24 protein-coding genes and 1 tRNA gene are annotated in these 26,650 nt (G+C 59.4%); 17 read left to right on the forward strand and 8 right to left on the reverse strand.

Annotated features, from left to right (window positions below; translation table 11 throughout):
- Nucleotides 1-162 precede the first annotated feature (162 nt).
- Complete coding sequence (locus AC53L6_RS05530) at nt 163-396, forward strand: hypothetical protein (RefSeq protein ID WP_299204005.1); 234 nt, start codon at nt 163-165, stop codon at nt 394-396.
- Here AC53L6_RS05530 and gltB read toward each other — a convergent pair whose 3' ends face one another.
- From gltB to AC53L6_RS05550, 4 genes are all read right to left on the reverse strand, one after another.
- Nucleotides 397-4,926 (reverse strand): glutamate synthase large subunit, encoded by a 4,530-nt coding sequence (gltB, locus tag AC53L6_RS05535; RefSeq protein WP_496907093.1) that lies wholly within the window; start codon nt 4,924-4,926, stop codon nt 397-399.
- Entirely contained in the window at nt 4,923-5,636 is a 714-nt protein-coding gene (locus AC53L6_RS05540; protein ID WP_496907094.1) for a hypothetical protein, read from the reverse strand. Before AC53L6_RS05540 ends, gltB begins: the two co-directional genes overlap by 4 nt.
- On the reverse strand, nt 5,633-6,085 hold the full coding sequence (locus tag AC53L6_RS05545) for a GFA family protein (RefSeq protein ID WP_496907095.1): 453 nt from the start codon (nt 6,083-6,085) through the stop codon (nt 5,633-5,635). The genes AC53L6_RS05540 and AC53L6_RS05545 overlap by 4 nt, the downstream gene beginning before the upstream one ends.
- 195 nt (nt 6,086-6,280) lie before the next feature.
- The gene (locus AC53L6_RS05550) at nt 6,281-7,723 is read right to left on the reverse strand and encodes an NAD(P)-dependent oxidoreductase (protein ID WP_496907096.1); all 1,443 of its coding nucleotides are present in this window, start codon (nt 7,721-7,723) and stop codon (nt 6,281-6,283) included.
- 212 nt (nt 7,724-7,935) lie between these two features.
- Between AC53L6_RS05550 and AC53L6_RS05555 the strand changes: the two genes are divergently transcribed.
- Nucleotides 7,936-8,739 carry an undecaprenyl-diphosphate phosphatase gene (locus AC53L6_RS05555; protein ID WP_496907097.1) on the forward strand — a complete coding sequence of 268 codons (804 nt, stop codon included), beginning with the start codon at nt 7,936-7,938 and terminating at the stop codon, nt 8,737-8,739.
- On the opposite strand, the gene AC53L6_RS05560 is transcribed toward AC53L6_RS05555, so the two are convergent.
- Nucleotides 8,736-9,716 carry a complex I NDUFA9 subunit family protein gene (locus AC53L6_RS05560; protein WP_496907098.1) on the reverse strand — a complete coding sequence of 327 codons (981 nt, stop codon included), beginning with the start codon at nt 9,714-9,716 and terminating at the stop codon, nt 8,736-8,738. The two genes, AC53L6_RS05555 and AC53L6_RS05560, sit on opposite strands and share 4 nt — an antisense overlap.
- A gap of 202 nt (nt 9,717-9,918) precedes the next feature.
- Between AC53L6_RS05560 and AC53L6_RS05565 the strand changes: the two genes are divergently transcribed.
- Nucleotides 9,919-10,005, forward strand: a tRNA-Leu gene (locus tag AC53L6_RS05565).
- 223 nt (nt 10,006-10,228) lie between these two features.
- Complete coding sequence (locus tag AC53L6_RS05570; protein WP_496907099.1) at nt 10,229-10,360, forward strand: hypothetical protein; 132 nt, start codon at nt 10,229-10,231, stop codon at nt 10,358-10,360.
- Between the two features lie 294 nt (nt 10,361-10,654).
- On the opposite strand, the gene AC53L6_RS05575 is transcribed toward AC53L6_RS05570, so the two are convergent.
- On the reverse strand, nt 10,655-11,116 hold the full coding sequence (locus tag AC53L6_RS05575) for a hypothetical protein (RefSeq protein ID WP_496907100.1): 462 nt from the start codon (nt 11,114-11,116) through the stop codon (nt 10,655-10,657).
- Nucleotides 11,117-11,262: 146 nt separating this feature from the next.
- On the opposite strand from AC53L6_RS05575, the gene AC53L6_RS05580 reads away from it, so the two are divergent.
- From AC53L6_RS05580 to AC53L6_RS05625, 10 genes are all read left to right on the forward strand, one after another.
- Nucleotides 11,263-12,627, forward strand: a complete 1,365-nt coding sequence (locus AC53L6_RS05580) for an arylsulfotransferase family protein (RefSeq protein WP_496907101.1) — start codon at nt 11,263-11,265, stop codon at nt 12,625-12,627.
- On the forward strand, nt 12,615-12,842 hold the full coding sequence (locus tag AC53L6_RS05585) for a hypothetical protein (RefSeq protein WP_496907102.1): 228 nt from the start codon (nt 12,615-12,617) through the stop codon (nt 12,840-12,842). Before AC53L6_RS05580 ends, AC53L6_RS05585 begins: the two co-directional genes overlap by 13 nt.
- Nucleotides 12,839-13,222, forward strand: coding sequence for a hypothetical protein (locus AC53L6_RS05590; RefSeq protein ID WP_496907103.1), 384 nt, complete (start codon nt 12,839-12,841; stop codon nt 13,220-13,222). Before AC53L6_RS05585 ends, AC53L6_RS05590 begins: the two co-directional genes overlap by 4 nt.
- Entirely contained in the window at nt 13,209-14,222 is a 1,014-nt protein-coding gene (locus tag AC53L6_RS05595; protein ID WP_496907104.1) for a sulfotransferase, read from the forward strand. Before AC53L6_RS05590 ends, AC53L6_RS05595 begins: the two co-directional genes overlap by 14 nt.
- Before the next feature lie 1,279 nt (nt 14,223-15,501).
- Complete coding sequence (locus AC53L6_RS05600; protein ID WP_299601551.1) at nt 15,502-15,873, forward strand: hypothetical protein; 372 nt, start codon at nt 15,502-15,504, stop codon at nt 15,871-15,873.
- Nucleotides 15,874-15,996: 123 nt separating this feature from the next.
- Complete coding sequence (locus AC53L6_RS05605; RefSeq protein ID WP_496907105.1) at nt 15,997-17,340, forward strand: B12-binding domain-containing radical SAM protein; 1,344 nt, start codon at nt 15,997-15,999, stop codon at nt 17,338-17,340.
- Nucleotides 17,330-18,517: a TOMM precursor leader peptide-binding protein gene (locus AC53L6_RS05610; RefSeq protein ID WP_496907106.1), complete on the forward strand. Its 1,188-nt coding sequence runs from the start codon at nt 17,330-17,332 to the stop codon at nt 18,515-18,517. The genes AC53L6_RS05605 and AC53L6_RS05610 overlap by 11 nt, the downstream gene beginning before the upstream one ends.
- Before the next feature lies 1 nt (nt 18,518).
- On the forward strand, nt 18,519-19,844 hold the full coding sequence (locus AC53L6_RS05615; RefSeq protein ID WP_299601559.1) for a YcaO-like family protein: 1,326 nt from the start codon (nt 18,519-18,521) through the stop codon (nt 19,842-19,844).
- A 14-nt stretch (nt 19,845-19,858) separates the two neighbouring features.
- Nucleotides 19,859-20,707: a SagB family peptide dehydrogenase gene (locus AC53L6_RS05620; protein WP_496907107.1), complete on the forward strand. Its 849-nt coding sequence runs from the start codon at nt 19,859-19,861 to the stop codon at nt 20,705-20,707.
- Between the two features lie 15 nt (nt 20,708-20,722).
- Complete coding sequence (locus tag AC53L6_RS05625; protein ID WP_496907108.1) at nt 20,723-23,056, forward strand: hypothetical protein; 2,334 nt, start codon at nt 20,723-20,725, stop codon at nt 23,054-23,056.
- A 52-nt stretch (nt 23,057-23,108) separates the two neighbouring features.
- Here the strand turns inward: AC53L6_RS05625 and AC53L6_RS05630 are convergent, their stop codons facing one another.
- Together AC53L6_RS05630 and uraH are read right to left on the reverse strand one after the other, a co-directional pair.
- Nucleotides 23,109-23,405, reverse strand: coding sequence for a hypothetical protein (locus AC53L6_RS05630; protein ID WP_496907109.1), 297 nt, complete (start codon nt 23,403-23,405; stop codon nt 23,109-23,111).
- Between the two features lie 52 nt (nt 23,406-23,457).
- Complete coding sequence (uraH, locus tag AC53L6_RS05635) at nt 23,458-23,817, reverse strand: hydroxyisourate hydrolase (protein ID WP_496907110.1); 360 nt, start codon at nt 23,815-23,817, stop codon at nt 23,458-23,460.
- Between the two features lie 62 nt (nt 23,818-23,879).
- Between uraH and puuE the strand changes: the two genes are divergently transcribed.
- Genes puuE through AC53L6_RS05650 form a run of 3 tightly spaced genes read left to right on the forward strand, consistent with a single transcriptional unit; the run spans nt 23,880 to nt 26,585 of the window.
- Nucleotides 23,880-25,301: an allantoinase PuuE gene (puuE, locus tag AC53L6_RS05640; protein ID WP_496907111.1), complete on the forward strand. Its 1,422-nt coding sequence runs from the start codon at nt 23,880-23,882 to the stop codon at nt 25,299-25,301.
- A complete protein-coding gene (locus AC53L6_RS05645) occupies nt 25,298-26,107 on the forward strand; it encodes a bifunctional allantoicase/(S)-ureidoglycine aminohydrolase (protein WP_496907112.1) in 810 nt (269 codons plus the stop codon). Before puuE ends, AC53L6_RS05645 begins: the two co-directional genes overlap by 4 nt.
- On the forward strand, nt 26,094-26,585 hold the full coding sequence (locus tag AC53L6_RS05650) for an ureidoglycolate lyase (protein ID WP_496907113.1): 492 nt from the start codon (nt 26,094-26,096) through the stop codon (nt 26,583-26,585). Before AC53L6_RS05645 ends, AC53L6_RS05650 begins: the two co-directional genes overlap by 14 nt.
- Nucleotides 26,586-26,650: the final 65 nt, after the last annotated feature.

Genomic DNA, 26,650 nt, shown 5'->3' on the forward strand with positions numbered 1-26,650 from the left:
TGTAAGATATGGCAGGCGCGTGCGAAGACCAGACCGCAACACTCTGTTCACCAATTCATCAAAAATTAAACTTAATTACAAAGTGTTAATCACTAAGACGCGTTAACGATGTCTGCTATTTTTGCCGTGGTGGAGGCGTTCAAACCCGCACGGAGTTAGGAGATGATCGAACCAACAACCGGGGTCCAACCGGGGACCATTGCGCACCAATACCGCGTGCTCAACGCAGCCGACGCAGCACTTGTCTGGGTGTTGAAATGGTCTGGTGATGCGAACCACGTCATCGCAAACAAGCTGGGGACAATGCCCACGCGTGTCGCGGACATCCTTGCGGAAAACACGCATTTGGGCAGCAAGGAACAGGCGACCAGGATGGTCGCCCGCTCCGAAAGCTGACTATTCCGCCGGAATGGCCGCTGTTTCTTCGCTGATCGGATGCGCAAGCTTGTTCAGCATCTCCTTCGGACAAATCTGAAGGAAATTGTGTTGCTCGACATCCCAGTGCTGAAGGAGGGTGGCCGCCTTGGCACTCCCCGTCTCTTCCAGATGGCGCTCCAGCAAACCTTCCAACTGCGCCTTCCAATGGTCCACGGTCACGGGGCAGGTCACCAGCGTTTCCATGTTCATAAGCGCTTGGGCTTTGCCTTCCGGATCATAAAGATAGGCCATGCCGCCGGTCATGCCCGCGCCAAAGTTGGCCCCGATCTCACCCAGAATGACGGCGACACCACCGGTCATGTATTCACACCCGTTCGACCCGCAGCCCTCAATCACCACCTTCGCGCCCGAGTTCCGCACGGCAAACCGTTCGCCTGCGCGACCGGCGGCAAACAGGTAACCATCAGTGGCACCATACAGCACGGTGTTGCCGATGATCGTGTTGTCCGCAGCGACGATGGGGGATGCCATGGGCGGACGCACCACGATGGTGCCGCCCGACAGACCCTTGCCCACATAGTCATTGGCATCGCCAGACACTTCCAGCTTCAGCCCTGGTGCTGCAAAGGCGCCCAAGGACTGACCCGCTGACCCGTTCAGCTTCACGGTCAGATGGTCGGGTTGCAGCGTATTGCGCATCCCGAACTTACGCACGATGTGGCTGCTGGTGCGGGTGCCCACGGTCCGGTGGGTGTTCTGCACCGCATATTGCAGCTGCATCTTCTCGCCATCCTCAAGGAACCGCGCAGCGTCGCGCACAATCTGCGCGTCCAGCGTATCCGGCACCGCGTTGCGGTCCTTGTCGCGGTTGTAAACGATGTCCGCCGCCCCATCGACCGAGATCAGCATGGGGTTCAGGTCCAGATCATCCAGATGGGCCGATCCGCGCGACACCTGCGCCAGCAGGTCCGCCCGGCCAATCACCTCATCCAGCGACCGCGCACCAATCTCGGCCAGCAGCTCGCGCACTTCCTGCGCATAGAAAGTGATCAGGTTCACGACCTTGTCCGCATTGCCGGTGAATTTCTCACGCAGGGATTCATCCTGCGTGCAAACACCAACAGGGCAGGTGTTCGACTGGCACTGACGCACCATGATGCAGCCCATGGCGATCAGGGCCGCGGTGCCGATGCCATACTCCTCGGCCCCCAGCATCGCCGCCATGACAATGTCACGGCCTGTACGCAGACCACCATCGGTCCGCAGGGTGATCCGGTCGCGCAGGTTGTTCATCGCAAGTACTTGGTGGGCTTCGGTCAGGCCCATTTCCCAAGGCAGACCGGCATATTTGATCGAGGTCGCAGGCGATGCGCCCGTGCCACCATTGTGACCGGAAATCAGGATCACGTCGGCTTTCGCCTTCGCCACACCAGCGGCAATCGTGCCCACGCCCGACGACGCCACCAGCTTCACCGTCACCTTGCAGCGCGGGTTGATCTGCTTGAGGTCATAGATCAGCTGCGCCAGATCTTCGATCGAATAGATGTCGTGGTGCGGCGGGGGTGAAATCAGGGTCACGCCCTTGGTCGAATGCCGCAGCCGCGCGATCAGATCAGTGACCTTCATGCCGGGCAACTGCCCACCCTCACCGGGCTTGGCGCCCTGCGCCACCTTGATCTCCAGTTCTTCGCACTGGTTCAGGTACTCGGCGGTCACGCCAAAGCGGCCAGACGCCACCTGCTTGATCTTGGCGCTGGGGTTGTCGCCATTTGGCTCGGGGTGGAAGTGCGCCGGATCCTCACCGCCCTCACCACTGTCCGACTTCGCGCCAATCCGGTTCATCGCCACGTTCAGGGTCTTGTGCGCCTCCGGGCTCAGCGCGCCCAGCGACATCCCCGGCGTCACGAACCGCTTACGGATCGAGGTGATGCTTTCCACCTCTTCCAGCGGCACGGGCTTGCCCAATGGCTTGATGTCCATCAGGTCGCGCAGATGGATAGGCGGGTTCGACCGCATCTTGGCCGAATACTGTTGCCACATCTGGTAGGACGCCCGGTTGCACGCCATCTGCATCATGTGCATCGACGTGGCTTCCCACGCGTGGGTCTCACCCGACTGCCGCGCCTTGTAGAAACCGCCAATGGGCAGCACGTTGGTGCCGGTCCAGCCCTGCGCGTGGACCTCTTCCACTTTGGACTGGATGCCGGTCACACCGATGCCCGAGATGCGGCTCGTCATGCCGGGGAAGAACTCGGCACACATCGCGCGGGACAGGCCCACGGCCTCAAAATTCAGGCCCCCACGGTAGGACGACACGACGCTAATCCCCATCTTCGCCATGATCTTGAGCAGCCCCTGATCAATGGCATTGCGATACCGCGCCACAGCCTCGGTCAGGGTGCCATCCAGCAGGTTCCGGTCAATGCGGTCGGCCAGTGAATCCTCGGCCAGATAAGCGTTCACGACGGTTGCACCACAACCAATCAGCACGGCAAAGTAATGTGGGTCGATGCATTCAGCACTCCGCACATTGAGCGAACAGAAAGTCCGCAAGCCTTGCCGCGTCAGATGCGAATGCACGGCAGACGTCGCCAGGATCATCGGCATCGCCACCTTGTCCGCATCCGAATGCTGATCGGTCAGCACGATATGCCCGGCACCAGACCGCACAGCGTCCTCGGCTTCGGCCCGGATACGGGTCAACCCCGCGCTCAGGGCGCCTTGTCCGGGCTCAAATGTACAGTCAATCTCGACCAGATCGGCATTCAGCTGCGTGATCAACTCATCCCACTGGGCATTGCCCACAAACGGACTGTCCAGCGTGATGATCTCGGTCTGCGCGCTGCTCTCATCCAGCACGTTTTTGAGGTTCCCGAACCGGGTCTTCAGGCTCATCACCCGATACTCGCGCAACGAGTCAATCGGCGGGTTCGTCACCTGAGAGAAATTCTGCCGGAAGAAATGCGACAGCGGGCGGTACTTCTTGGACAACACGGCCGACGGCGTATCATCCCCCATAGACGCCAACGCCTCTTTCCCGTCCTCGGCCATCGGGGCCAGAATACTCTCTAGTTCCTCGATCGAATAGCCAGCCGCAATCTGGCGGCGGCGCAACGCCTCACCCTCGAACAGCGCCTTCTCGGTCACACCGGACAGGGCAGATTCAAGGTCGGTGATCTTGCCCACCCACTCACCAAAGGGCTGCGAGGCCGCCAGTTGGTCCTTGATCTCGGTGTCGTGGAACAGCTTGCCCTCGACCATATCAATGGCCAGCAGCTGGCCGGGGCCCAGCGCGCCCTTCTCAACCACACCAGCTTCTTCCAATGGCACCATCCCGGTCTCGGACCCGGCAATGACCATCCCGTCATTGGTCACGACATAACGCATCGGACGCAGGCCGTTCCGGTCCAACCCGGCACAAACCCAACGGCCATCGGTCATCGCCAAGGCGGCGGGACCGTCCCACGGCTCCATCACCGAGTTGCAGTAGGAGTACATGTCGCGCCACGCCTGCGGCAGTTCCACCGCCTGCTTCGACCACGATTCAGGCACCAGCATGGTCTTGGCCATCGGCGCATTGCGGCCCGCACGCACCAGCATCTCGAACACGGCATCCAACGCGGCCGAGTCACTCGACCCGCTGGCCACGATGGGCTTGATGTCTTCGGCCATCTCGCCAAAGGCACCCGAAGCCATGCGGATCTCGTGAGATTTCATCCAGTTCAGGTTGCCCTTCAGGGTGTTGATCTCACCATTGTGGGCCAACATGCGGAACGGCTGCGCCAGCCACCACTGCGGGAAGGTGTTGGTGGAATAGCGCTGGTGATAAATGGCAAAGGCGCTCTCGAACCGCTCGTCCATCAGGTCGGGATAGAACTCGGCCACCTGCTCGGCCAGCATCATGCCCTTGTAGATGATCGACCGGCACGACATCGACGCAATGTACAATTCAGGCACCTGCGCAGCGGCAGCGGCCTTCTCGATCCGACGACGAATGACGTAAAGCTCGCGCTCGAACGTCTCTTCGTCCACACCCTTGGAATTCGAGATCAGAATTTGCTCGATCTCTGGGCGGGTCGCGTTCGCCTTCTCACCCAGGCATGAGATATCGACCGGCACATGGCGCCAGCCGTAAATGTAGTAGCCCATGCGCAGCACTTCGGTTTCCACGATGGTCCGGCAGGTCTCTTGCGCGCCAAAGTCAGTGCGGGGCAGAAACACCTGACCCACGGCAACCATCTGATCGCGATTGGGGGTGTGGCCCGTGCGCTCGATCTGGTCATAGAAAAACGCCTCGGGGATCTGCACATGAATACCCGCGCCGTCGCCGGTCTTGCCATCGGCATCCACAGCGCCACGGTGCCAAATGGCTTTCAGCGCCTTGATCCCGTTTTCAACAACAGCCCGGCTTTTGGTGCCATCCACGGACACAACCAGACCCACACCGCAAGACGAATGCTCCTCGGCCTCGGAATACAGACCATTCTCGGCCATAAACGTGCGCTTGGCTTCTTCGCGGCGAACCCAGTCAGCATCATATTTGGTCATTGGTCGGTTCCTTTCTTCGGGCTTGCGTAACGCGCCAGCGTCGGCTCGCACTCATATAGCGGCGTTTTGGTGAAGAACCCGGGCTCACCGGGATACACAAAATCAATCGGTGAATTGTCCCAAGAGATGGGCTCGTCAGTGTCGGTCCGCGTGTAGTTGCCACTGATGAAACGGCGCAGACGCGGGATGATGTATTCGTTGCCTTCAAGTTCAAAGACGGTGCCGTCGGCCAACTCGCTGCGCATGGAAAACTGCGTTTTTAAAAGCGTTTCGCCATCAATCACAACCTCACCCGGCAGAATGCGGTCGAAGCCGACATAGCGGTTCAGCCCGTCCGGTCCCTGCTGCTGAAAATCAAGGCTATCGACCCCTGTCTCCAGCAATTCGGTCATGTTGGCCGGATCGGCGGGCGGCTCAACCAGGACGAACCGGCGCATCGGAAACATCTCATAGCTTTCGACCCACTGGGTTTCATAGTCTATCTTGCCCAGATTGCTTGGCCCATCCACGTCAAAGGTGATGCCCCATTGTTCACCCTGGGCATCCGCCTCGCAGGTATACAGATGCGTCACCTCGCACCCACGGCTCTGGATCGTCAAAACCTCGGTACATCCCGCAGGCGGATAGAACCGCGATCCATCCTGCTGTGCCAAGACCGGAACGGCACTGGCAATCGCCAAGGCAACGCTGATGCTTGCACACAGTTTCATGATGCACCCACGTCCGGGTTGATGGCGACAACATCGTTGCGCGTCAGCCGCTTTTGACCATTGTCCTCCAGACGCAGACCGGCTGGCATATGATCAACAAAGATCTCGTGGCTCAGCGTGAACACGTCCGGATCGTCAAAGATGCCAAGCGGCAGGTCAGTGCCGCCAAACCATTTGCCCGGCTTCGTTTGACGGAAATACAGGTTGGCCCCACATTCCCGGCACCAGGCCCGTTCGGCCCAATCACTGGTGGCACGGGTCGCAATGTGTTCGGATCCAGTCCAGGTCAGATCATCGGTCTTCACGCTGACCTCAAACAACGCCGATCCGGTCCAGCGGCGGCAGGACGGGCAATGGCAGATGCTAAAAGTGGTCGGCACATTGCGCGCAGCAAAGCGGACCGCCCCACAAAGGCAGCCTCCGGTCGCTTTGTCCAACATGTCGTTCATCTTCAGACGTCCTTAACCTTCTGGGTCATTCGGGTCAGCGATGCTGTCCTGTTGCCTTCATCTTTCGTTCAGGTTTCGGCCCCATCCCAAACTTCGCGGTTTGAGCCGACAAATGTGCAGTTTTCCAAAATCGCTGGAAAACGGCGTGTTTTCAGGGATACCAAACTTCGCAGTTTCGATCCGAAACTACGCGATTTACTCTGCCGCGATCACCTCGGTTGCCGCGTTGAACTGTTCAAGGATCGCGTCGGCACAGTCCCGACCATCCCGGATCGCCCACACCACCAGCGACGCACCCCGCACGATATCACCCACGGCATAGACACCGTCGACGGCGGTCTTGCCTGTGGTGAATTGCGCCTTGATCGTGCCCCAGCGGGTGATGTCCAAACCGTCCGTGTTCCAAAGCGTTGGCAGGTCCTCAGGCTCAAAGCCCAGCGCCTTGATGACAATATCTGCCTCTTCGACATAGTCGGCACCTTCGATCACCTCGGGCGCTTGGCGACCCGTGGCATCAGGGGCACCCAGACGCATCTTTTGCACCATGACTCCGGCCACCTTTTCCCCGTCGGTGGTAAAGCCCTTGGGCGCGCTCAACCATTCGAAAACGACGCCTTCTTCTTCGGCGTTCTGCACTTCGCGTTGCGAGCCGGGCATGTTCGCGCGGTCGCGGCGATACAGGCATTTCACGCTCGTTGCACCCTGCCGGATCGACGTCCGCACACAGTCCATTGCAGTGTCGCCACCACCAATGACAACCACCCGCTTGCCCCCGGCATTCAGGCGGCCGCTATCAAAGTCAGCCACGTCATCGCCAAAGCTTTTGCGGTTCGATGCGGTCAGGAAATCAATGGCCTTCTCGATGCCTGCTGATTCACCGTTAGGCATTGAAAGATCACGGCTTTTGTATACGCCAGTAGCGATAATCACGGCGTCATGTTCTGCACGGATGTCATCGAAAGCGATGTCTTCGCCCACGTTGCAATTCAGTTTGAAGGTCACGCCACCCAGCTCAAGCTGCTCGTTGCGGCGCATGACAACATCCTTCTCCAGCTTGAAGCCGGGGATGCCATAGGTCAGCAAACCGCCCGCGCGATCATAGCGGTCATAGACGGTGACTTGCACACCGGCGCGGCGCAGCACGTCCGCTGCGGCCAACCCGCCGGGACCCGCCCCGATGATGCCAACAGATTCGGCCCGTTCCGTGCTCGGCTTGATGGGCAGAACCCAGCCTTCTTCCCAGGCGGTATCCGTGATGTATTTCTCAACCGACCCAATGGTGACGGTGCCGTGGCCGGACTGTTCAATCACGCAATTGCCTTCACACAGACGGTCCTGCGGGCAGATGCGGCCACAGATCTCCGGGAAGGTATTGGTCGCCTGGCTCACCTCATAGGCTTCACGCAAGCGCCCCTCGGCGGTCAGCTTCAGCCAGTCAGGGATATTGTTGTGCAACGGACAATGCGACTGGCAATAGGGCACCCCACATTGCGAACAGCGCGACGCCTGCTCCTTCGCCTTCGCATCGGCGTACTCGGCATAAATTTCCCGAAAATCCTCACGACGCACCTCAGCCCCACGCTTCTCAGGCATGTCCCGTTCAATCTTCACGAATTTCAGCATCGGTTGTTCAGCCAAGACATATCCTCCAACAAGCGGTCTGCGCCGTTTATGATATAGCGAAGAGAATTAAAAGTCAGGATTGCTGACTTTATTTCAGATTTCTCGTGAAATCGCGGCGTCAGTTTGGGAAATTTGACGCAATATATATCCGAGCCGGACCTATATTCCTGCTTTACGTTCAGAATCAAAGGCTTGTAACGTCACTGTATCACAGGACCAGGCGCAAGATGACTCTTTTTCAACTTCTGATGGTGGCCATCATTCAAGGCATCACCGAATTCTTGCCGGTGTCATCGTCTGGGCACCTGATCTTGTTGCCAACGCTGACCGGAACACCAGATCAGGGACTCGCCATCGATGTTGCAGTGCATGTCGGCACGTTGCTCGCGGTTATCCTGTACTTCTGGTCCGATGTACAAACCGCTGCACATGGTTTGACACGGCTCGCACAGCGCAAGGTCGACACCCAGGGCGCATTCCTGGCCCTGTGCCTGATCACGGCAACGATTCCAGCACTGGCAGTTGGCCTTGCCATCAAAGTGACCGGGTTGGACGAAGCCATGCGCAGCGCAGCGGTGATCGGATGGACCATGCTGATCTTTGGTCTTGTCCTTTACTGGGCCGACAAACGCGGCCCGACCGATCGCACAGCAGAACGATGGACCATCAAGCACGCGGGCTTGATGGGCCTTGCACAATGCCTGGCGCTGATCCCCGGCACGTCCCGGTCGGGGATCACCATCACCGCCGCACGCGCCCTTGGATACGAGCGAGAAGGGGCAGCCAAACTGTCCATGCTCATGTCGATCCCTGTTATCATCGCGTCAGGTGCGGTGTTGAGTATTGATGTCGTCAGCGATGCAAATTGGGCCGTGATGCGCGACGCGACTATAGCAGCCGCGTTTGCCTTTGTCGCAGCCCTCGCAGCCCTCGTTCTGATGATGCGGTTGCTGCGCAGTGTCAGCTTCACACCGTATGTGATCTACCGCGTCATCCTGGGAATTGGGTTGTTGATCTGGGCCTACAGTTAGACGCGGAGGTTCCGCGCGCTTTCCTTGATCGCATCGTACTGGCCAGACGGGCGGAAGCGCCAGAGATAGTCTGGCAGCACCGAGCTCATCGCAATCGGATCAATCCCGAGATCCTCGAAACCTTTGGCGCCATCGGACACCACGTTGTTATTGCGCAGGTTGCGCACCTGATCGCGCGTGATCTGCGCCGGGACCAGCCCAAGTGTCAGCGCATTCAGCGTGTCAAAGCCGAACCCCATGATGGATGCGGCCCAAAACGGAATGTTCACAACGGCACGGCGGCGACGGATCACCTCGAGCATCAAAATCATCAGTGCCCGGAATGTGTGCACGTCCGGGCCGCCAAGCTCATACACACCGGCAGGGACATTGGTTGTCAGCGCACGTTCGGCAGCTTTGGCAACATCATCAACATAGACAGGCTGGAACCGGGTATCTGCACCGACGACAGGCAGGATTGGGCCCAAACGGGACATGGATGCAAACCGGTTAAAGAACTGGTCCTCTGCCCCGAAGATGATGGAGGGGCGCAAAATCACCGCCTCCGGCATGTGCTGTAGAACAGCCGCTTCACCTTCTGCTTTGGTCCGGGCATAATCGCTGGCGCTTTCTGCATCCGCACCGATCGCAGAGATGTGGATCATCTTTTCGACGCCTTGCTCAGCTGCGATGCGCGCAATCCGCTCCGCCCCTTCCGCCTGCACGGCATCAAAAGTGTTCTTGCCCTGTTTGGCGAGAATGCCGACGCAATTCACAACGGCATCGGCGCCCATCATCACCTGCGCAACAGACGCATCGTCACGGATGTTGCATAGGACAGGCTCAACCTGTCCCACGACACCGTAGGGTTTGACAAAGATCGCCTCATTCGGACGGCGCACGGCGACACGCACACGCCAACCTGCCTTGGCCATCCGTCTTGCGATGTACCGCCCTACAAAACCGGATCCGCCATAGATCGTGACCAGCTGGGACATGTCTTGCTCCTCGCGCACAGGTTCGAAACGGGTCTATCTGCCGCTTGGCGCGCAGACAAGACGCCAAATTGGCACGGCAAAGGCCGGATTTGAGGTTTTTTCACAGTCGTCGCTCGGAAGACCCGCGCCACGGCCCGATGATCATGCAGAATCGGATTGACACCCCCAAGCACCACGCTTAAACGACGCTCCACCAACCCGTGCCCAGATGGCGGAATTGGTAGACGCGCTAGCTTCAGGTGCTAGTGTCCGTATGGACGTGGAGGTTCGAGTCCTCTTCTGGGCACCATATACACCACCTCTCCAATTTTGTCTTAAATGCTTGGCGATTTACCGTATTGGCATGTCCGCCAAAATGTCCGCCAGCAAATTGAAAACATCCACACCCCCTTTTGGGCGGGTCGTCCCGAGCCTTAACCGCGCTGGGACCGATACTGCCGCCGAAGCAAGTGCGGCGTTCCGCTGGTGTCGGATGGACACCCGGCCAGCAGGCGCGCGGTTCCCCTCCACCTATGGCAGCACCCACCACGCTGGAAACCTTCCTGCGTCGGAATAAGCCCAGCCAGCCCGGTCCGGGCCAGACGGAAGGTATCCCGCACATGGATGACGATGAGATCGCGCGCAGGATCACCGTGCTTGAGTAACGGCACGCGCACCTGTCTGATCCGCGCTGATCCATCCTGTTTGGGATCTGGCGTGCGTATACGGCCACCCGAACCAAATGACGGACTTGCTGATAATCCGCGACCCAAGAATACCCCAGAGAAACTGTACAGAAAGTAATATCCCGCTACTTCGCAATCGGCACACGCCTTAGAAAACCACCATACCAAGCGCCTTTGGCAGAACTGATCTTAGAAGCCAACACTAGCGTAACCCGCAGCATCGGAGGCTAAGGACTCGCAGTTAGGTTTCACCGCCACCCGAGCCACTCTCTACTATTGAGAGGCTTGGTCGAAGCTTGGCAACGCGGTATCCTTCCCCAAAAAGAAAATCACAGAGGCGGGACAAATGGCCGAAAAATTCAATTGGCGGGCAATACCTTCGGTTTTTTGTTCGGCGTAGCCGGTACCATTCAAGTTGGGCGCGTCGCTCCAGTCGCAACAGCCATCCAGGATGACCTGTAAATCGACCTGTTCCCAGCAGGAGCTACTGTCGCTAAACCCATTCGACGTCCCAAGCTTGTGGAGTATTTTTCCTGGACGCGGAATACCGTTCAAAAACCATGCATTGAATTGCGCTGGCGGCAAAACGTGACGCGTCCATACAAGAGGTTTTAGAATTGGTTTGCTGCCAATGTCATTAGTCAGTTCGAAGCCGACGCTTTCGCTTAGCTCGGCCTGTGGCAAACCACTGAGAGTAACGTACCCTTGGGCAGCCGTAATAGAAAGTGACCGCATGACGCGTCGTCATTTTGACACAGAACCACCTTGTAAACCCCAATATTTCTTTGGAACCCTAGACCACAGATGGAGCGTACTTTAATCGAAACGCTCAGGCGAATGGGTGAAAGTTAATGACATGTGCTTAGTGAGGTTTTAGCCATATGGAGCGCGTTCTTTTTGGTAATGTGAAAGCCTGGCTGGTTTTGTTTTTGGCAATTTTGGGTCTGTTTGGATCCGTAATGTTGTCGTCATTGGTGCTGTACAGAGTAGAAGGTGGGCAGCGGCTGCCACTAGCTACTACCGCAGCCTTGAACATTGCCCGCTTCCCCCACACTGTTGTTCAGCTAGCACGGGGCGAACTCAAGCGCGACAACCACGTCGTTCCGGATCGTTTTCCCGACGAACCGACCGGTTTTTCCATCCTTGAGGAGGGTATTGTCGACCCTCAATACCTTTTGGTTTCGCGCTATGACGGAAACATTGGCCGTAGCGTTGTGGAACTTTTACGCGAAGGCGAGGCGGACGTCTTGCACCGTTGGGTTTTCGACAATGCCGAAGACATGTCCTTTGAAAGTGAAGCGCCATTCATCAGTACGCCGATTGCGTCCCAGTCCCACACAATGCGCACTGTTCATCCCTGGCTTGGTGACGATGGCGGTCTATTCGTAAAGGTGCATTTCGGTGCCATGTATCGTGTTGGCGCATGCTCGGATGTAGAATGGGTCAACTCCGACTTCATGTTCCATCACGCCCTGGAACAAGATGCGTACGGGAACTTCTGGAGCGTTGGCTCTGGACAAATGACCCCGGAAGTCGCCGATCTTGGGTTTAACGCAGACTTCGTAGACAATCGGGCTATTCAGCTTTCGCCTCAGGGTGAGGTGCTTTACGATCGCTCTGTCATGGAGATTATCATCAACGCGGGTCTTTTGAATCTCGTGAATGACTATGACGCATATCAGATCGACCCGATCCACCTAAACGATGTGCAGCCCGTCTTTGAAGATGGCCAGCTTTCGCGGCGCGGAGATGTGTATTTGAGCCTGAGCCATTTAAACATGTTGATGCTATATCGCCCAGCAACGGACGAGCTTGTTTGGTGGACACAGGACTACATGATGCAGCAACATGATGTTGATATCATTGCGCCGGATGTAGTGCAGATTTTTGACAACAGGAAACGAACCGGTCCGCAGGGTTCCATGACAATCAGCACCAACGAGATCGTGCGCTATCATCTGCCCGAACGAGAGGGCGATCCCGTATTTGCGGAGCCGATGCGGGAGACCAATGTGCGCACTCTCAATCAGGGTCTTGCTGATCAGCTTCCCGGTAACGGGATCATGATGGAAGACACAAATGCAGGCCGTCTGATCAAGTTCAGTGAAACAGGGAAGCCACAGTGGACCTATTTGAACAGATCTGAGGATGGACGTGTTTGGACCCTAAACTGGTCGCGTTATATTTCGGCAGCGACGGCAGAGTCCGCACTTGAGCAGTTGAAGGAAGCACAATGCAATATCTGATTGGCTTGGCAGCCGCTGTTTTCTTGACAGCTGCTACACCAGCTATGGCTTACATTGGACCCGGGATGGGGGCAGGGGCGGTCGCAGTCGTCTTCGGTGTGATTGGCAGTATTTTCTTGGCGATTTTCGCGGTGTTGTACTACCCGATAAAGCGGATGCTAAGAAACAAGCGCGCGCCTCGGGACGCCTGTGACGCTCAAATACCTGATAAATGATGCTGCCCACAATTCTCTTGGCATTGGCAACGATCCTGGCGGTTGAGGTTGCACTGCGTGTGCCGCTGGACAAAGCCTTGCCGCGTGCAATCCAGAGCAGCAAACGGGCCGTGCAGATCATTGGCGCACGCCATATATCTGACCACTGGAAGGAAAAGGCCTTGCCTGTGTATGCTATGCGCATATTCGGCGCGTCTATGCTGCTGTTTGTGATGCTCATGGCGATTTTGATGCCCTTTGTGATCACTGATATGATCGGGCGTCTTTTTGATATCCACGTTATGGACCGTCTCTTGACGATCTGGGGAACGATGGCGTCGATGGCCTTGGGACTTTTCTGGCTTTTCCTGCGCAATCGTGTGCGTCGTGGCGGACTATAGCGCCCTAGAACGCATGCTCCATCGCCTCGCACTGGGCAGTAATGTCATGGGCGAGATGCAGTTTGATCTCGAGTGTGGGATCGAGAAACCGAAACCTTTTGCTGGCGGCCAGCATGTCTTTGTCACGGGCCTTGCAAGAGCTGGGACCACGGTCCTGATGCGATCGATTTATGGCAGCGAAGCCTTTGGCACTCTAACCTACCGCGATATGCCATTCGTCATGGCACCAAATCTGTGGGCACGCCTGCACCGCCGATCTTGGCGAGACATCGGAATCAGCGAGCGTGCCCATGGCGATGGTATTCTAGTGGATGTCGACAGTCCTGAAGCGTTCGAAGAAGTATTTTGGCGTATCTTTTTGGGCCATCGCTACCTAAATGACAAAACCAGAGGTCTGGTTCCACATGAGGTTCCATCAGAGGTCTCCGAGAATTTTCGGAAATACGTACAGCTGATACTCAAGAGGTCTGGGACGACGCGTTACCTTTCCAAAAACAACAACAACATTTTGCGCATTGCGGCGCTATTGGACATTTTTCCAGATGCCAGGATTTTGGTGCCCTTTCGCCGCCCAGTGCCCCACGCACAATCTCTTCTCGCGCAGCATCAAAGGTTTTGTGAGGATGGAGACCGCTTCACGCGGGCATACATGACGTGGCTCGCACATCATGAGTTTGGACCAGGGCATCGCCCGTCTGTGTTTTCTGATCAACCTAATAGCGACGCGCCGCCAACAGAGCTCCTCTATTGGTTGGAGACTTGGGGCGCAGTTTACGGGTATCTAGTCAAGATGTACCAATCTCACCCGCGCGTGCATTTTGTTTGTTACGAACAAATGTGTCACGCCCCACAAGCATGGGCTTCTTTGTCTGATTGGCTCGATCTTCCTGCTGGCAGTCGGTCACATTTCGCTGTGAAAGAGACGTCACCGCCCGCCGCCGCGCCAGAAGCGTTTGAAGCGATTTACCGCAATATGACCTCACTTGCTCACTTAGGTTAAACAACCCGTACCAGTGGACCCCACAAGCGCGTGCTCTTTTTGTCCTCAGGTCGGATGGCGGTACGAATCTGGTCGGTTTCCTCGGCGAACCGCCTCCATTTGCTGAAACCGTTTGGTCCGGCCGCTCTAGCGTGATCTTAGGGTTCCCGATTGCGCTGCTAAGGCCGCGTAACGCCATGGCATGAGTTCATCGAGAAGTGTGATTTTGTAGTTGGCGATCCGGGCGAGGACCCAAGCGAGCCAGCCTCACGAGATTGGAGATGCCACGCCCGGCGCTCTGAGTGCCGATTTGGAGTTGGCGACCTACGCGTTGGGTCTCTACGGCAGGTTGGTCCGTCGCGCTGCGTGCGGCCAATTGTTCAGCTAATGTCGGCTTCTTGGGTTGCCGTTGGCGCCGCTTTAATTTGTTCGGCTACAGTTGCCATTTTCGTGTCTCGCTGTTCTCAACCAGTAACTTGGGAGTCCGTGCTAGCAAGGCAGGAAAATACGCTGGTAGAAAGATCACATGGATCGATGATTCAAGCAAATTGGATTCGTGCCGGTACACGAGCATAAATAAAGAAGCGTTTTGGCCGGCGCCCATGAGGTGATATCTTGTCTGCTAAACAGACAAGATACTGCCTAGTGTAGTTGCCTGCGAGCTAATGGTTTACACTGAAGATCCCTGCGGCCGCTCACTGCAAACGCACCAATGACCGGGTTGCCGGACCTAGCCGACTTTTGCTAGCGCGGCTATTGCTTGCGCAGAAAGCTATCGCGCTTGCAGCAAAGCCGTTTCGGCGGCGCCGCAGATTTCTCCATACCAGTCGTTCAATCGCGCCGAGCCCGACTGATTTCAATACTAACCTTCGTCGCGGCCTAGTCCTACAACCGAGGAGCGGGACGGGCCTGCCGGTCGTGTCCGCTATTTGAATATCTTCTTTTCTAAAGCGTCCGGCTTTAAACCTGCCTCCCAGGAGATTCCCCGTGGTTTTGATTTGTGATTCATCCTTCACAGGAGGATTGACCATTTCTGCGCCTCTGCCTTCAGCTCTTCGGGCTGGTTTTCAGTGATTGATCGAGGAAGGTCGCACGGCAGCTTTGCGATCGAAGCTCTCGCCTGACCTCGGCGCACGTTAGTGCCTTGCAATCCGCTCGTTCGGGTTGGGGATGCCAACTGCCAAACATCTGAAGACATCTTGCAAATGTTTGATTTCGGACCGGTAACAGTGTATAACTCTAGGTAGTGTTTTTCTGTCAGTGATATTCATAATGATAATTCTAGCGGGAGGAACTTCTCATGGTCGAAAGACAACAAGGCGGCATGTATCCGATGGACGCCTCCATCACCGAGATGGGGCTGGACAAGATCGAAATCGGAATGCTGACCGAAAAGGCGCGCAAGCTTACCAAGCGCGATCTCGTGGTGTTGCGCGAAACGGCCAAGGAATTTCGAGCCCAGGGCGAAGACAAGGTCGTCGAGGTTTTCGATCAGCGCACTAAGCTCGATCTGCGCGTAGGCGATCTGTCGTCGGTCGCGCATGCGTTCGACGATCTGCAGGACCGGCTGAACGCGACACCCCAACTGGCCGCCGCCGCAGCCTGCTGCTGCTGCACCTGCTGCCCGTGCTGCAGCTGCACCGCCAGCGTCGTGATCGAGGCGACGCATTAGCGACGAGCGCAGCGCGCGTTTCCCGGCAAGATCGGCGCCGAAAGCGTCGGGCCTGACCGGTCGACAGGGCTTTGGATCAACGGACATCCCGTCGGGATCACGGAGTTGGGGGTGTGTGCCGCCATGAAAGTGCTGCTCGTTCAACCGGACCTGCCCAGCGAGCTTATCGGCTGGGGGGATTTGGGCGCGATAGCGGAGCCACTTGCGCTTGGCTATCTTTCGGCGGCCGCGAAACTCGATGGGCACGCGCCCCGGTTGCTGGATTTGCGCCTGCATCCCGGCACCCTGCGCGAAACGCTCGAGACGTATCGCCCGGATGTCGTGGGCGTGACCGGCTATTCCATGCATGTGCTGCGCAATCTGGCAATATGTCGCGAGATCCGGTCGGTCCTGCCCGAAGCTATCACGGTCGTCGGGGGCCACCATGCGACACTGCTGGCCGAGGATTTTTTCGAGCCGGAAATAGATTTCGTGGTCGAGGGCGAAGGGACCGGACCCTTCCGGGCGATCCTTTCGGCGCTCTCGCGGTCCGAGCGCCGGCCGCAGATCGCGGCAGTCTGGACCCGGGGCGCCGATGACACCTTCGTGTTCGGCGGCCCCGCGCCGCCATTTGCCGTCGATGACATCCCGACCCCCGATCGCGAGGTCGCGCAGGCTGACCGGAGCTCATATTACATCGACTGGATGCGGCCGATCGCGCTCATGCGCAACTCGGTCGGGTGTCCGTTCCGCTGTTCGTTCTGCTCGCTCTGGAAGATCATGGATGGCCATTATCACAAGCGCAGTATTGAGCAGGTGGTCAATGAACTGGCGGCGATCGAAGAGGAGTATGTTTTTCTCGTTGATGATGAGGCCTTTATCGATACGAAACACATGCTGCAGCTGGCCCGCGCCATCAAGGCCGCCGGTATCCGCAAGAAGTATTTCACCTATTGTCGGATCGACACGCTGATCCGGTTCCGCGATATGCTCGAGGAATGGCACGAGTTGGGGCTGGAACGATTGTTCATCGGCATCGAGTCGGTCAGCGACGATGAATTGTCGACCTTCAACAAGCGGTTGCGCGTCGCCCAGGTCGAGGATGGGCTGCGCGTCGCGCGCGAGATCGGGATCAGCGTTTTTGCCGGCTTCATCGTGAGTCCGGATTTCACCGAGCGATCCTTCAGCCGCTTGGTCCGGTTCATCGAGCACAACAAGATCGATTATCCCTCCTTCACCATCCTGACTCCTCTGCCCGGCACCGAGGCCCTAGAAACCTTCGACGCGGTAACCGAACTGCAGCCCAACGGTCGCCCCAACTGGGAACTGTTCGACCTTCAACATCCGGTCACCGAAACGCGCCTGCCGAAAGAGCAGTTCATGCGGCACTACCGCGACCTGCAAAAGACATTCGCCGCCTCGCTAGGCGAACACCGCGACATCAGAGCCATGATCAAATCAAGAACGGAACGACGCCATGCAGTATGATCACATGCCCGATCCATCGGACAGCGCCGCCTACCGGTCCCTTCCCGCCCAGATTATCGAGATCGATGGCGGCGTCATCGTCGTGCGTGGTTGTACCGAGATCAAGGTAATGGGTGATGGGGCCATCGACGCGGTGCGGCATGTCTGGTCACACGCCGCCGAGGTGCCGGCGAGCATCGCCGAGATCGCCGCCGCCGCGTCCGAACCGGATCGCGAGGGGATCACCCAGCTTGCCCGCAAGCTGATTGAGCGCCGGATTCTTGTAGCCGCCGAGGATGTGGGCGAAACGGATGCGCCACAGGGCGAAACGAGCATGGAGATCTTCCTGTGGCATTTCGGCCTGACCGAGGCCGAAGCGGCCAGTCGGATCGACGAAAAGCGGATCGCTGTAATTGGCGTGAACTCCGTATCGCGGCGACTGTGCGAAGCGCTGCAGGCCGCCGGTATCGCCAACGTGACAGTGGTCGATTTCGCTCTGCTGAGAAACCAGCGTCTGTTCGGGTCGGGCGATGCGCCCGATCTGACCGCGTGGCCAGCCACGGGCCCCGGCCCGATCGCCTATCACAAATGGCTGGACGACAACGATCCGAAGGGGCTGGACTGCCTGATTGTCACATCGGACTTCGGCGCGGCCTCGGTGCTGCGCGACTGGAATGCGTTCTGCGTCGAAAACCGCATCGCGATGCTGCCGATCATGCTGCGCAAGCTGATGGGTTATATCGGTCCCATGGTCATCCCGGGCGAGACTGCCTGCTATCATTGCCTTCAGTCGCGCGAAAATTCGCATATCGACGATTTCGACATAGTGCGCAAAAGCGAGACGCATGCGCCGCAACTTCAAGGCCTGTCGGGGTTCTTCCCCTCGATGGGTTCGATCCTGGGCGATCTGGCGGCGATGGAGTTGTTCAAGTTCTACACCGGCGCGATCCCATCGCGGGCAGCCGGCTCTCTGGTCGAAGTGAACCTGCTGGGCCCGTCCCTTGCGTCGCGCCGCGTCTTGCGCGTCCCCCGCTGTCCCACATGCGCCGCGGCGGTCCTGCGCCCGTCTGCCAGCCTCGAACGGGCCGATTTCATCCCCGGGCCGCAGTTCTATGAAGGTGCCGATGCGCCGGACTCGGGCCTGCTGACCCCCGAGGAGAAATTCGGCGGCAAGACCGTCGAGAAGGAGGCGCTGTGACATGAGCGCGGCATTCGCAAGGCTGTCCGGAATCACCGCTGACCTCGTCGATTGGAAGACCGGCATCATCGGGCACGTCGCCGAGATGCCACCACTGCCCGGGGCGCCGGATTTCTTCCATTACTTTTCCAATGCCTGCAACACCAGCGCATTTTCGGAATTCGAGAATTTCAACAATGCCGGCGGCGCCTCGGCCTCGCGCGAGGTGGCGCTGGCCAAAGCGGTGGGCGAGGCGGTGGAACGCTACAGCTCGGCCATCTACGAGGTCGAGGATCTGCCGCTTCACAGCTATGACGAGGCCCCATTCGACTGTGTCGCGCCCGAGACGTGGGCGCTTTACAGTGACGCGCAATACGAGGCGCCGGGCTTTCAATGGGCGCCCTTCATGCGCACGACCCCGGTGCGCTGGACCGGTGCGCTAAACCCTTTGACGGGCGCGCGCATCCATGTGCCTGCCTCGATGGTCTATATGCCCTATTACTACCATCTGGCCGCCGGCGACACGCCGATCGTGCAGCCGATCTCGACCGGCATGGCCTGCCACTGCACGCCGGCCGAGGCGGCGGTATCGGGCGTCTGCGAGGTGATCGAACGCGATGCGCTGATGATCACCTGGCAAGCGATGATCGCCCCGCCGCAGATCGCCGTCGAAACCCTGAGCGATGCCAATTACGACCTTGTCAGCAGGTTCGAGCGGACCGGCTCGCGCGTCACCCTGTTGGACATCACTATGGATGTGGGCGTGCCGTCGGTGCTTTCCGTGCTCTCCTCCGAGGCGCCCGACCTGCCGGCGCGCGTCTTCGCGGCGTCAAGCTCGCTTTCCGCTGAGGAGGCCATACGCAAGGCGCTAGAAGAGCTGGCGCATACCCGCCGCTATTGCCACACAATCAAGTCGTGGATGCCGCGCATCGTACCGAACCCGCCCAGCCACGACAATGTGATCGACCAGCTGACGCATCTGAATTTCTGGACCGATCAGGCGAACGCGCATCTGGCCGATTTCATCTTCCGCTCGCCCGTCCGGCGCGACTTCGACGAGATGGCCGAACTCTCCACCGGCGACGCCTCGGGCGATCTGGAACGGCTGTGTTGCATGGTGGCCGATACCGATCACGAGGCCCTGCTGATCGACCTGACAAGCGACGACGTGCGCGAGCTTGGCCTGACTGTGGTGCGCGCGCTGATCCCTGGATATCACCCGCTGTTCATGTCCTACGGCAACCGCTCGCTCGGCAGCCGTCGGCTATGGACGGTACCGCAGACGCTTGGCCACAAAGGCGTTGCGCCCGAAACCGGCGACAACCCCGCGCCGCATATGTATCCCTGACAGGAGAGACGGGAATGAATGACGAAACCTGGTCGAACGCTCTCTTCCCCGATGCCCCCTCGGACGAGGATTACGTCTGGGAACTGTTTCACGAAAACTCAAAAACCGGCCGCTACGGGCATTACGTGCCGGATGACCGCGTCGCGTCGCGCATGATCCGTATGACCGATAGCCTGAGCTACGAGGGCTACCCGGTGGTTGATCTGCCCGATCCCGGGGAGGGGTTCGATGTTCCGCTGGGCGAGGCGCTGGTCGGCCGGGTCTCACCCAAAGGGTTGGAACCGGTTGCGCTGTCGCTCGCGCAATTGTCGTCGATCCTCTATGCGGGCTACGGCGTGACGCGCATGAACGAGACGACCGACTTCCTGCGCCCGTTCCGCACTGTGCCCTCAGGCGGCGCGCTGTACCCGCTCGAAATCTACCTGACCGGCAAGCATGTCGATGGGTTGAAGGCGGGACTGTACCATTTCTCTCCACCGAAACACCGGCTGCACCAGTTGCGGACGGGCGATCTTGCGCCCGAACTGTCGCAAGCGCTGGTCGAGTTTCAGGCCGATCTGGCTTTCGACGCGTCGGTGATCCTGATCGTGACCGCGCTGTTCGAGCGATCCACCTTCAAATACGGCGCGCGCGGTTATCGCTTCGCGCTGATGGAGGCGGGCCATTTCGCGCAGAACATTAATCTGGCGGCCACAGCCCTTAACTTGGGCTGTTACAACCTCGGCGGCTTCTATGATCGCACGGTCGACGCGTTCCTCGGACTCGATGGGCTGCATCAATCGACGGTCTACATGATCGCGATCGGCGGCCAGACCGGCAAGCACGAGGCACCGCATCTTTTTACGCGAGAGGGCGGCACATGACGGTCGTTTAGGAGAATGGCAGTTTCCGACGACATGGTGCAGGCCAATGCACCACCGGGTGAAGACCCAGCAATGCGTCGGCGCATCACCCGCGCCTCGCTTGCACCCCTTGTCGGGATCGAAGCCGCCTCGCTTGCAGGCATCCGCAGCGCTCTAGCCGCCGCCGATTTCTCGGCTGATCCTCGCCACTGGCTGGCCGCCGATCTGAGCCTTGGAGGTTGGGCCTGCCATCATCTGGGCAACACACTGCGCTTACAGCTTGGCCAGGCCGCCGGAACCCAGGGCGTCGAAACGGAAGCCCACAGTCCGGGACCGGAACAGCGCGACCGGATGCGCAGCGCCGCCCTGATCGGCGAGCTTGTGGATGCAGAGAGCCGGGGTAATACCGGCATCATCGCCGCACTCGACCATGCGCAAATGATCGCGGCAGCGCTTGCGTCCGGCCCGCCAAGATCGGTACTGGTGATCGCCCCGCGGTTCGACATCGGCTGGCGCCAAGACGATATCGCCTGCCTGCGCTTTCTGGCCTTCGCCCTCTCGGCTACGCCGGCCCGGCTGATCCTGGTCGCGCCGGGCCGGCATGAGGCGGGCCTTCCGGACGATTTCGATATCCTCTGGAGCACGGGGCAGGATTCTCCGCAGACGCAAGCCGACCCGCCGCCGCTCGCGGCGCTGATGCCTTCAGTCATTTCCGCCGGGCTTGGCGCGTGTCTCGAGGTTGGTGAAATCGCGTGCGAACATATCGCCTGCCTTGCCGACGGCTCGACCCTGATCGACCCGGCGCTCAGGGCCCGACCCTCGGCGCGGCTGCGGCATCTCTTCGACCGGCTGGGCGCGATCCAGGGACTGGATCCCGCGCTTAAAGCTTTCGCACAGCTGAACGGCAGCGGCTATCATGCCGATCCAGTCTTTCTGGTCCGGCAGGCTTGGCACTCCTTCACCGACGGTGGCCACGAGATCGCGCTGGACCTGATGGCGCATGCCGTGGCCTGCGCGCCCGATACTGCCACCCGGGGCCGGTTTCTCTACGAGCTTCAGGGCATGCGCATCGCGCTCCAGAAATTCGATGACGCACGCATGGCCCCCACCCCCGATCCGTCCCTGCCATCTGAAACCCGCGCCGGCATCATTCTGACCCGCGGATGGGGTGCGGCGCTCAGCGGGCATGCACAAGAGGGCCGTGAACATCTGGCGACGGCGCTGGACATGCTGCGGGGCAATATCGGAGACGATAGCCAGTTTCTCTATTTCAAGAACATCTACGCCCTCAGCCTTGTACGCACCGGCGCTTGGGACGCGGCGCTCAGGCTCGAAAAAGAAATCGAAGCCTCGCTCGATGCGTCGGAGGCGGAAACCGGCTGCCGCGACTGGCCGATGACCTATGTGAATTCGCTCAATCAGGCGCGGCTCTACAAATACCACAAGGATTTCGACCGGTCGTTCGCCTACTACCAGCGCGGTTTCGCGACGACCCTGGGCGCGCGCTCGGAAAGCGATGCAGTCTACGCCAATTTCTGTCTTGCCAAGCTGCATGCCCAGCACGGGCAGGATCACGCGGCCTTCCTGTGCTGGTTCCGCACCGCGCTGCACTGGGTGGCGGCCGATATTCCCGAAGCGCTTGCCATGCGCGTCGCCGCCGGTATTCTGGCGCGCCGGACCGGCCCCTATGAACCGGTCGCCGACCGGATCTCGGAGGTCATTGGAGAGGAACTTTCCGCCGCGGCGCGCCGGATTGGCCTCGCGCCCGGCGCCGACCCGCCCGAGATGGTCTTTTGCCGTCAGCCCACGCCGAACGAGGCCGGGACGGGTCTCCTCATCGGCGCGGCGGGCTGGGCGGCGATCCTCATGCCCGATACCGGGATGGGCCCCGCGGTCTCCACGCCTCCGCATGACCGGCTGCGCCGCTTGCTCTCGGGGCTGATCCGGCAGGCGGCGCCGCAGGCCACCCTGCCTGCGCGATGCCTTGCCATGCTGCCCTGCGAGGGAGCCGGCGAAATGCCCTTGAGCCGCGATGACGCGTGGCTGAGCGCCGCACGATACGGTGTGCGCAAACTGATCTACGACGCGCACGAGATGACGCTGACGCCCGACGAGCAGGCAGCCCTCCTCGCCCGGCGGCACGTCAGTCACGGGTTCGGCGTAAGCACCTGGGCGCGGATGCCTGGCAAGGCTGTGCATGTCACGTTCAAGCGCAACCTGCGCGCGCTCACACTACGGGGGCTCGAGGCCGGGATTTTCGCGCAGGCGGCAAGCCCCGTGCCCCACGCCCAGCTCGCGACCGATAGATGCCGGGTCGAGGCGATCGACAGACTGGAACGGGCAGGGCTCCTCGCCAGCATGGCCCCCTGAACGGCCCCGCCGGGCTGTTTTTCCGCTCCACCGCCTCTGGAAAATTCCCCCGTCACCGCCGCACCTTGGGACACACGGATCCACACAGCCCAAGGCGCCGCGTGGCCGACACGACGAAGATCGCCTGAGCGAAGACATCATCGAGCTTGCTAGGCAATAGGAAATTCGAGTTCGGCATTTCCAACTGTCTAAAGCCGCTTCGCAAATGAACGCGGTCGTTCTGATGGAGCGCAGCGAATGTCCACTTCCCGCCCGAGATGTTTTTCGTCGCAGACGCAAAGTGCACAAAGCGGTCGTTCGAGCCAAGAGCATCAACGGCAGGTTGCCCGCTAAGCCGAAACCCATTCATCGAATCTAAGTCGTTTTCAAATCTCAGATTTTGAACCAGCTCAGCGCAGCACTCAACTGCCGCGATAGGTCGAGTATCCGTAAGGGGAAAGCAGGAGAGGGACGTGGTAGTGCGCCTCGTCATCCGTGATGCCGAACCGGATGGGCACTTGGTCGAGGAATTTGACCTCATCTGTGCTCAGATCGTGCTGGTCGAGGTAATCTCCGCAGAAGAAGATGAGCTCGTAGTGTCCCTGTTTGATCTTGCCTTGCGGCAGGATCGGGCTGTCGGTGCGGCCGTCGGCGTTGGTCACCGCCTCGGCGATCTTTTTGTGGCTGTTGCCCGACACGCGGTAGAGCGCGATTTTGATCCCCGGGGCAGGCATGCCGCGCGCGGTGTCGAGGACATGGGTGGTGAGGTATCCGGCTGCCATTGCATCCTGCCTTGTTTGGTCGCAGATTGGCGACATCTCACCTTGATTGTCTGGGGAAGTCCATGGCCGAGTTGCCACCGCGGTATCCGCGCGATTTTCATGGCCACGGGGCCGATAGACCGGATGCGGCGTGGCCGGGTGGCGCGCGCATCGCGGTGTCCTTTGTTTTGAACTATGAGGAAGGGGGCGAGAATTGCCTGCTGCATGGTGATGCGGCCTCTGAGGCGTTCCTGTCCGAGATCGTGGGGGCCGCACCCTGGCCCGGGCAGCGGCATTGGAACATGGAGTCCATTTACGACTACGGCGCGCGTGCCGGGTTCTGGCGGTTGCATCGCTTGTTCACCGAGGCGCATGTGCCGGTGACCGTCTATGGCGTGGCGACGGCTCTGGCCCGTTCGCCTGCGCAGGTTGAGGCGATGCAGCAGGCCAATTGGGAGATCGCGTCGCACGGTCTGAAATGGATCGACTACAAGGATCATTCGGTCGAGGACGAGGCGGCGGACATGGACGCGGCTATTGCACTGCATACCGAAGTGACGGGAGAGCGTCCGCGCGGTTGGTATACGGGCCGTTGTTCGGTGAACACGGTGTGGCTGGCGGCAGAGCGGGACATGGACTGGATCAGCGACACCTATGATGATGATCTGCCCTATTGGGTTCGGATCGGTGCCCGCGACCAGTTGATCCTTCCCTACACGCTTGATTGCAACGACATGCGCTTTGCCACGCCGCAGGGGTTCAATGCGGGCGATCAGTTTTTTGCCTATCTGCGGGATACGTTTGATGCGCTCTATGCCGAGGGGGCGGCGGGGCGGCCTGCGATGATGTCTGTGGGTCTGCATTGCCGTTTGATCGGACGGCCCGGTCGGGTCCAGGCGCTGCGCCGGTTTATCGAATACGTGCAGGGGCATGAGGGTGTGTGGTGCGCACGCCGGCAGGATATTGCGGCGCATTGGGCTGAGGTTCATCCGCCCCAGCCTGAGCGTGGGTGGATTCATCTGGATCGCGCCGCTTTTGTTGAAACATTTGGCGGCGTGTTCGAGCATTCGCCCTGGATTGCCGAAGGGGTTTATGCGCTCGAACTAGCGCCAGCCCACGACACCCCGCAGGGGCTGCACAATGCGTTGTGCCGGGTGTTTCGCGCGGCGTCCGAGGACAAGCGACTGGACGTCTTGCGTGCGCACCCCGATCTGGCGGGCAAGCTGGCTGCGGCCAAACGTTTGACTGCTGAGAGTACCCAGGAACAGGCAAGTGCGGGTCTGGATGCGCTGACAGATGAGGAACGGGCGGCGTTCCAGCGGCTCAATGCCAGCTACACCGAAAAACACGGTTTTCCCTTCATCATCGCGGTCAAGGATCACGACAAGGCGGGCATATTGCGCGCGTTTGAGCGGCGGATCGGCAATGAGACGAGTGTTGAGATGTCCGAGGCCTGTCGTCAGGTTGAACGTATCGCCCGGTTACGGTTGGAGGCGATGGAATGACCTATGCCTTTCCCCCCGGCGGTTTGCCTAGCCAGAACGAAAATCCCGAAAGCACGGCCATCTTTACCGACGCCTATGCCGTTATCCCCGCCTCGGTTCAGCGTGACATCGTCACGTCCTTTCTGCCGGGATGGGACGGCACGCGGGCCTGGATCCTTGCGCGGCCCCTCAGCGGGTTTGCCGAGACCTTTGCGCAATACGCCGTTGAGTTGTCGCCCGAGGGGGGCAGCAATGATCCCGAGCCGGACATAGACGCCCAAGCTGTGCTGTTTGTGGCGCACGGGCATGCGCACCTGACCGTGGGGGCAGATCTGCACGAGCTGCGCCCAGGCAGTTTCGCCTACATCCCGGCTGGTGCGCCATGGACGTTGTGGAACCGGTCGGATCAGGCTTGTGGCCTGCACTGGATCCGCAAGAAATACGTGGTGGGTGCTGGTCTGAGTCCCCCCGATGTGGTGGTGACCCATGATCAGGATGTGCCCGCCGCCCCGATGCCCGATTGCGGACACTTGTGGGCGACGCAACGCTTCATTGACCCACTCGACCTGCGCTATGATTGCCACGTGAACATCGTGAATTTCCAGCCCGGCGGGCGTATCCCCTTTGCCGAGACACATGTGATGGAACATGGGCTTTACGTGCTGGAAGGGACGGCGGAGTACCTGCTGAACAAGGATTGGGTGAGCGTGGGCCCCGGCGATTTCATGTGGCTACGCGCGTTCTGCCCACAGGCTTGCATTGCGACTGGCGATGGGCCGTTTCGTTACCTGCTCTACAAGGATGTGAACAGGCATGTCCCGCTTTGAGATCAAGGCGCAGCCGCTAACAACGGAGGCATTCGCACCTTTTGGTGATGTGCTGGATTGCGCAGGCGACCCCGACAAGATCATTAATGCAGGACTATGCGGGCGCTATCATGATCTTGCGCAATTGGATTTCGGTGATGGGCGTGCTGGTGTGAGCCTGTTCAAGGCTGAACCACGCAGCCTGCCCTATACGCTTGACCTGCTGGAACGGCACCCGCAAGGGTCGCAGTGCTTTGTACCGATGTCGGAACACCCGTTTCTGGTGATCGTAGCCCCGGATGAAGGCGGAAAGCCGGGCACCCCACAAGCCTTTCTCACGGTGCCGGGACAAGCGATCAACTTGCATCGCGGGACCTGGCATGGCGTCCTCACGCCATTGCACGCACCGGGCCTGTTTGCCGTGATTGACCGGATCGGAGACGGTGCCAACCTCGAAGAAGTGCACCTCAATCCGTCCTATACTGTTTCTTCTGGCTGAAAATACCGCGGGGGAGTCCGAAGGACGGGGGCAGCGCCCCCTCCAAAATGTCGTGCGCGTCAGCG

This window comes from Tateyamaria sp. LSS28 (genome assembly GCF_059611725.1).